This is a genomic window from Pseudoalteromonas sp. T1lg75, assembly GCF_002964705.1.
Classification (GTDB): domain Bacteria; phylum Pseudomonadota; class Gammaproteobacteria; order Enterobacterales; family Alteromonadaceae; genus Pseudoalteromonas.
Window position 1 is genome coordinate 57,403 of sequence record NZ_PQCD01000022.1, and the last position, 7,773, is coordinate 65,175.

Below are 7,773 nucleotides of genomic sequence, written 5' to 3' on the forward strand. Positions count from 1 at the left end.
TGTTTACAGGTCAAAATCGCCAAAGTCGTTGGCATCAACCTCGGAATCAATTTGACCGACCAGGTAAGAGCTGATCTCGGCCTCCTGGGGTGCGACCTGAACGTTATCAGACACCAACCACGAGTTGATCCACGGAATAGGGTTACTCTGAGTGGCAAACTTTGCCGGTAAGCCCACCGCGCTCATGCGCACATTGGTGATGTATTCCACATATTGGCAAAGAATGTCTTTGTTAAGACCTATCATTGAGCCATCCTTAAACAGGTATTCGGCCCACTCTTTTTCTTGTTCAGCGGCGTCAACAAACATTTGAATGGCTTGCTCACGACACTCGGCAGCGACTTCAGCCATTTGCGGATCGTCCTTGCCTTCTTGCATGATATTAAGAATATGCTGTGTGCCGGACAGGTGCAGAGCTTCGTCACGGGCGATCAGCTTGATGATCTTCGCATTGCCTTCCATCAACTCGCGCTCGGCAAAGGCAAAGGAGCATGCAAATGACACATAAAAGCGGATAGCTTCAAGGATATTCACCGACATCATGGCCAGGTACAAACGCTTTTTAAGCTCGTACAAGGACACATCAACGACTTCACCATTAACCGTGTGATGGCCTTCGCCGTACAGGTTATAAAGTGAGGTTAGGTGGATCAGGTCGTCATAATAACGAGTTACTTCTTCGGCGCGCTCATTGATTTTATCATTGGTCACTATGTCGTCGAAAATTACTTCCGGAGACTGGGTGACGTTGCGAATAATGTGGGTGTATGAGCGGCTGTGGATCGTTTCACTAAAAGCCCAGGTTTCAATCCAGGTTTCAAGCTCAGGTAGAGAAACGATGGGCAGCAGGGCCACATTCGGTGAGCGGCCTTGGACGCTGTCGAGCAGGGTCTGATACTTCAGGTTGCTTAAGAAGATATGACGCTCATGCTCGGGCAGAGACTGAAAGTCAACGCGGTCTTTGCTGACATCTACTTCTTCTGGACGCCAAAAGAAAGACAGTTGTTTTTCGATCAGCTTTTCGAAAATAGGGTACTTTTGCTGGTCATAGCGCGATACGTTCACCGTTTGTCCAAAGAACATAGGTTCTTTCAATTGGTCATTACGATTACGGCTAAAGGTGGAGTATGACATATTCGTGGGGTCTCAAATCAGGGTCGAACAACAAAGCGAAGCGGCTAAAAAGCCGCTCGCTTAATTATTATATCTTACAAGCGCCGCCTTCACAGCCATCATCGGCCTGTGGCTTAAACTCATCTTGGGCGTCTGCTGCGCCATCACGGGTATTGTGATAGTACAGGGTCTTCACACCCAATTTGTAAGCGGTGAGTAGATCTTTGAGCAAGAGCTTCATCGGCACCTTGCCGCCATCGAACTTGTTCGGATCATAATTGGTGTTGGCCGAAATAGTCTGGTCAACGAATTTTTGCATAATGCCCACTAGTTGTAGGTAGCCATCGTTCGATGGAATGTCCCACAGCAACTCGTATTGATCTTTTAGACGCTCATACTCTGGCACAACTTGCTTAAGGATACCGTCTTTAGACGCCTTAACGCTGATATGACCGCGCGGAGGCTCAATTCCGTTAGTCGCGTTGGAAATTTGCGACGAGGTTTCCGATGGCATCAGCGCCGACAGAGTCGAGTTACGCATGCCATAGGCTTGGATGCTTTCGCGCAGGCCATCCCAATCCAGGTGCAGTGGCTCATCACAGACGCTATCGAGATCCTTCTTATAGGTATCGATAGGCATAATGCCCTGTGAATAGGTGGTTTCGTTAAATTTAGGACACGCGCCTTTTTCTTTAGCCAGCTCGTTTGATGCTTTCATCAGATAATACTGAATCGCTTCAAAGGTTTTATGTGTTAGGCCATTGGCGCTGCCATCCGAATAACGCTTACCATTTTTAGCCAGGTAATAAGCGAAGTTAATTACGCCTACACCCAGGGTACGACGACCCATGGTGGAATTGTATGCGGCCGGCACAGGGTACTCTTGGTAATCCAACAGGTTATCAAGGGCACGTACCGCCAGCTCGGCAAGCTCTTCCAGCTCATCCAGTGACTCAATGGCACCTAAGTTGAAGGCTGACAAGGTACACAGGGCGATTTCACCGCTGTCGTCGTTCACATCGTTCAGTGGCTTAGTTGGCAAGGCGATCTCTAGGCACAGGTTAGACTGGCGAATAGGTGCAACCTTGGCATCAAATGGGCTATGGGTATTACAGTGGTCAACGTTTTGCAGGTAAATACGACCCGTGCTGGCACGCTCTTGCAAGAACATAGAGAACAATTCAACGGCCTTAATGCGCTTCTTACGAATTGACTCGTCCTGCTCGTATTTCACATAAAGCTGCTCGAACAAGTCTTGGTCTTCGAAGAAAGCATCGTAAAGACCAGGCACATCCGATGGGCTGAATAAGGTAATGAAACCGTCTTTGATCAAGCGGGTATACATCAGCTTGTTAAATTGCACACCGTAATCCAGGTGGCGAACACGGTTGTCTTCAACACCACGGTTATTCTTAAGAACCAGCAGGTTTTCAACCTCTAGGTGCCATAGCGGATAGAACAGGGTAGCGGCACCACCACGTACGCCGCCTTGCGAACAGCTTTTAACCGCGGTTTGGAAGTGCTTATAAAAAGGCACACAACCTGTGTGATACGCTTCACCGTTACGAATTGGGCTACCTAGGGCGCGAATGCGACCGGCGTTGATACCGATGCCTGCGCGTTGAGAGACGTATTTTACAATCGCCGATGACGTAGCGTTGATAGAGTCTAGACTATCGGCACACTCGATCAGTACACACGAGCTAAATTGACGCGTAGGTGTACGAACACCCGACATAATAGGTGTGGGTAGCGAGATCTTAAATTGAGAAACCGCATCGTAAAAACGCTTCACATAATCAAGACGCGTTTCTTTTGGGTAATCCGAGAATAGGCTGGCCGCAACCAACATATATAGGAACTGGGCGCTCTCATAAATATCGCCGGTAACGCGGTTTTGTACCAGATACTTACCTTCTAGCTGCTTAACGGCGGCATAGCTGAAGTTTAAATCGCGGCTATGGTCAATAAACTGATCCATTTGCTCAAATTCAGACTGAGTGTAGTCGGTAACTAAATGCTGGTCGTAACGCTTATCTTCAACGAGCTTAACAACATGATCATACAGTTTAGGTGGCTCAAAACGGCCATAGGCTTTTTTACGCAGGTGGAAAATAGCCAGACGCGCTGCCAAATACTGATAGTCAGGCGTATCTTTTGAGATCAAGTCCGCGGCCGATTTGATAATCGTTTCGTGAATATCTTCGGTGCGAATGCCGTCATAGAATTGAATATGGGACTTAAGTTCTACCTGAGATACAGATACATTATTGAGCCCTTCTGCGGCCCAAGTAATGACACGATGAATTTTATCTAAATCCAACGCTTCCTTACGTCCATCGCGTTTGCTAACAGATAACTGTTGAGTCATAGTTATTGCCCGTAATTATAATTAATTGTATTAGCGCACAGCTGCTAAAGATGTCTTTAATCAGCTACAGCAGGCGATGTATTTACTACGTCTAAGCATGCCTTTGCTTTGCGCCATCGCCCACGGCCACCAAGCATTTATAGCTGTGTAAGTTTTAAACACTAGATATGGTGTTTTCATCTCTGTGATTCACAAGATAGTGGGGTCTGCGTGTATTTGCAAGAGGCGCAAACTGTGACAATCTGTGGATAAGTTGCCGCAGTTAGTAACCGTTAACCTTCAAACATTTTTAATGCTGTCGGTCGGCGAAAATCAACGTCAAAAAACACAAATTTAATGATTTTTTTCTAGTCTAACCGACTGGGTTTTTTATCATCAAGTCGACCATCTTTTCATCACGCGATTAGCAAAATTGCACTATATCTGGTGTTTAAAAAATAACAAACCACCAGATATAGTGTATGCGCTCATTTGAAAAACACAAACCGGATTGGCTACGCTTTGTTTACGCCAGCTTTTCAAAGTGCAAAAGGTAGTTAACGTCCAAGTCCTGGCCCAGGGTGTATTGCTTGCTCAGCGGGTTGTAACTGAGTCCTGCGCTGTGACGCACTTTCAATCCGGCTTGCTCGGCCCACTGGATAAGTTGTGATGGACGGATGAATTTCTTATGGTCGTGTGTCCCCTCAGGTACCAGCTTAAGCAACTTCTCGGCGCCAACAATGGCGAACAAATAGGCCTTGGCCGTTTTATTTAAGGTAGAGAAGTAAACCTGGGCACCGGGTTTTGCCAGAGCGGCGGCACTGGCGATCACCGATTGCGGATCCGGCACATGCTCAAGCATTTCCATACAGGTCACCACATCGAAGCGCTCGGCATGCTCGACGGCATATTGCTCGGCGGTAATTTGTTGGTAGTCGACTTTAACGCCCGACTCGAGACTATGAAGCTTGGCGACATTAAGAGGCTCGCGACCCATATCGATACCCGTGACCTTAGCGCCAAGCTTGGCCATGCTTTCCGCTAAAATGCCACCGCCACAGCCTATATCCAAGGTTTCTTTATCGGCTAAGCCATTGGCATGTTGGGCGATAAAGTCCAGGCGCAGGGGGTTGATTTCGTGTAAAGGCTTAAACTCACCGTCGAGATCCCACCAGCGCTGTGCGATGGCTTCAAATTTGGCAATTTCATCCGTATCTACATTTTGATGTTCGGTCATAAAAAACTTCCTCGTTTGTCTGAGGCCATTATACGGGGGGATTTTGTGAAATCGCAAAGATTTAGCGCCTGTAAAAATAAAAATTATGTGATAGCATGGGCTGAGATAATAATGACAATGGGGCAGGTGATACGTTCGGCCAAGCCCGTGCAAATTACACCCTGTCGCAAATAAGAAGGAAAGTGGATATCAATGACTGATCTCGCCAATGAAGTCCTTCCGGTTAATATTGAAGATGAGTTAAAAAATTCCTACCTGGATTACGCCATGAGTGTAATCGTAGGACGTGCGCTTCCCGACGTTCGTGACGGCTTAAAGCCGGTACACCGTCGTGTATTGTTCGCCATGAATGAACTCCGCAATGACTGGAACAAACCGTATAAAAAGTCTGCCCGTGTAGTGGGCGACGTCATCGGTAAATACCACCCGCACGGCGACAGTGCCGTATACGACACCATAGTACGTATGGCGCAGCCGTTTTCACTGCGTTATATGCTGGTCGATGGCCAAGGTAACTTTGGTTCCGTGGATGGTGACTCGGCGGCGGCGATGCGTTACACCGAAGTACGCATGGCAAAACTTTCCCAAGAGTTATTAGCCGACTTAGAAAAAGAAACCGTTGATTACGTGCCTAACTATGATGGCACCGAGCAGATCCCGGATGTATTGCCGACTAAGGTTCCTAACCTGCTGGTCAATGGTTCATCGGGTATCGCCGTAGGTATGGCGACCAATATTCCGCCACATAACCTCACCGAGGTGATCAACGGTTGTTTAGCGCTTATCAAAGAGCCGCAAACCACCATTGATGAATTGATGGAATACATCCCAGGCCCGGATTTCCCGACCGCCGCTATTATCAATGGCAAGAAAGGCATCGAACAGGCCTATAAAACAGGCCGTGGCAAGATTTACATTCGCGCCCGCGCGGAAGTGGAAGTGGATGAGAAAACCGGTCGTGAGACCATTATCGTTCATGAAATTCCATATCAGGTGAACAAGGCCCGCCTTATCGAGAAAATCGCCGAGCTGGTGAAAGATAAGAAAATAGAAGGCATCAGTGCACTGCGTGATGAGTCTGATAAAGACGGTATGCGCATTGTTATTGAAATTAAACGCGGTGAAGTGGGTGAGGTGGTACTGAACAACCTGTACGCCCAAACTCAGATGCAAACCGTGTTTGGTATCAATATGGTGGCCCTAGACGGTAACCAGCCGAAGTGCTTTAACATCAAGGAAATGCTTGAAGCCTTTATCCTGCACCGCCGTGAAGTGGTAACCCGTCGTACCGTATTCGATTTGCGTAAAGCCCGTGAGCGTGCTCATACCTTGGAAGGTTTGGCCATTGCCTTGGCTAATATCGACCCGATCATCGAACTTATTCGTAAGTCACCGACACCGGCGGAAGCGAAGCAAGCCCTTGTTGCTCGCCCATGGGAGCTAGGTAACGTTAAAGCCATGCTGGAAAAAGCAGGTGATAACGCCGCGCGTCCAGATTGGCTGGCGGATGATTTAGGTATTCGCGACGGCCAGTACTATCTGTCAGAGCAGCAGGCTCAGGCCATCCTTGAGTTACGCCTACATAAGCTAACCGGTCTGGAGCATGAGAAGATCCTTGATGAGTATCAAGAGCTACTCGAGCTAATTGCAGAGCTGTTGCATATTCTTGGCTCGCCGGAGCGCTTGATGGAAGTGATCCGCGATGAATTGGTTACCATCAAGGAAACCTACGGCGATGAGCGCCGCACCGAAATCAGTGCCGCGGCCCACGATATCAGCCTAGAAGATTTGATCACCGAAGAAAACGTCGTTGTAACTCTGTCTCACGAAGGCTATGTGAAGTACCAGCCGCTGAGTGACTACGAGGCGCAGCGCCGTGGTGGTAAGGGTAAATCCGCAACCAAGATGAAAGACGAAGACTTTATTGAACGTCTATTGGTTGCTAACACCCATGACACCATCTTATGCTTCTCGACCGCCGGTCGTTTGTATTGGTTGAAGGTCTATCAGTTGCCGCTGGCTAGCCGCGCCGCCCGTGGTAAGCCTATCGTCAACCTGTTGCCGCTGGAAGCCGATGAGCGTATTACCGCCATCTTGCCGGTGCGTGAGTACGAAGAAGATAAGTTTGTCTTTATGGCCACCGCCTTCGGTACCGTGAAGAAAACGCCATTAACCGCTTATAGCCGTCAGCGTGCCAGTGGTATTATTGCCGTGAACCTTAACGAGGGCGACAGCCTGATCGGTGTGGATATCACCGATGGCAGCAATGAGATCATGCTCTTTACCGACGCCGGTAAGGTTGTACGCTTTAAAGAAGCTGAAGAATCAGCGGTCGTTGATGAAAACGGTAACCCGGTTCTTGACGAAGAGGGTAACCCTGAAATCAAGTTCAAGGGTGTACGTCCCATGGGCCGTACTGCCACCGGTGTACGCGGCATCAAGATGGCCGACGACCAGCGCGTGGTGTCACTCATCGTGCCTAAGTCCGATGGTGCTATCCTAACCGTAACCGAAAACGGCTATGGTAAGCGTACCGCTTTAGAGGATTACCCATCTAAGAGTCGTGCGACTCAAGGTGTGGTATCTATCAAGGTGAGCGAGCGTAATGGTGCAGTGGTCGGTGCCGTTCAGGTGGATGACAACGACGAGATCATGATTATCTCGAATCGCGGCACCCTGGTGCGTACCCGCGTGAACGAAGTCTCTACCGTGGGCCGAAATACCCAAGGGGTTATTTTGATCCGTACGGTTGACGGCGAGCAGGTGGTTGGTTTACAACGTATCGAAGAAATCGATGAAGATGAACTGGCCACGCTGGAACACGACGAAGCTGTGATTCAGGAGGAAGCTCCTGGAGATGAGGCCGAGCAGGGTCCTGAACAAGACTCTGAGTAATCTATAAAAGCGGCTTCGGCCGCTTTTTTTATCCTTGTAGAGGGTCTGTTGACCTTTGTTGTTAGTTTCTGCAGCAGTTTGTAGCGGGTTTATACAAGGCGGCACATGTGTGGTGTAGTGATTCTACATGAACATGTAACAACACAGTAGAAATGCGCTACAAGCGCTGCCCTACGGG

At 48.6% G+C, this 7,773-nt stretch carries 4 protein-coding genes; 1 reads left to right on the top strand and 3 read right to left on the bottom strand.

What is annotated here, in order from left to right; all coding sequences use genetic code 11:
* Positions 1 to 3: 3 nt before the first annotated feature.
* The 3 genes from nrdB to ubiG all read right to left on the bottom strand — a co-directional run bounded on the left by nrdB (position 4) and on the right by ubiG (position 4,700).
* A complete protein-coding gene (gene nrdB / locus C2M36_RS05655) occupies positions 4 to 1,134 on the bottom strand; it encodes a class Ia ribonucleoside-diphosphate reductase subunit beta (protein ID WP_105254092.1) in 1,131 nt (376 codons plus the stop codon).
* 67 nt (positions 1,135 to 1,201) lie between these two features.
* The gene (gene nrdA, locus C2M36_RS05660) at positions 1,202 to 3,484 is read right to left on the bottom strand and encodes a class 1a ribonucleoside-diphosphate reductase subunit alpha (RefSeq protein WP_105254093.1); all 2,283 of its coding nucleotides are present in this window, start codon (positions 3,482 to 3,484) and stop codon (positions 1,202 to 1,204) included.
* A 505-nt stretch (positions 3,485 to 3,989) separates the two neighbouring features.
* A complete protein-coding gene (gene ubiG / locus C2M36_RS05665) occupies positions 3,990 to 4,700 on the bottom strand; it encodes a bifunctional 2-polyprenyl-6-hydroxyphenol methylase/3-demethylubiquinol 3-O-methyltransferase UbiG (RefSeq protein ID WP_105254094.1) in 711 nt (236 codons plus the stop codon).
* A gap of 192 nt (positions 4,701 to 4,892) precedes the next feature.
* Here ubiG and gyrA point away from each other — a divergent pair, with 192 nt between their 5' ends.
* Complete coding sequence (gene gyrA / locus C2M36_RS05670) at positions 4,893 to 7,595, top strand: DNA topoisomerase (ATP-hydrolyzing) subunit A (RefSeq protein ID WP_105254095.1); 2,703 nt, start codon at positions 4,893 to 4,895, stop codon at positions 7,593 to 7,595.
* Positions 7,596 to 7,773: the final 178 nt, after the last annotated feature.

Excerpts from the sequence above, each read along its gene's own strand:
- nrdA (WP_105254093.1), bottom strand. The coding sequence starts at position 3,484 with ATGACTCAACAGTTATCTGTTAGCAAACGCGATGGACGTAAGGAAGCG.
- gyrA (WP_105254095.1), top strand. The coding sequence starts at position 4,893 with ATGACTGATCTCGCCAATGAAGTCCTTCCGGTTAATATTGAAGATGAG.
- ubiG (WP_105254094.1), bottom strand. The coding sequence starts at position 4,700 with ATGACCGAACATCAAAATGTAGATACGGATGAAATTGCCAAATTTGAA.
- nrdB (WP_105254092.1), bottom strand. The coding sequence starts at position 1,134 with ATGTCATACTCCACCTTTAGCCGTAATCGTAATGACCAATTGAAAGAA.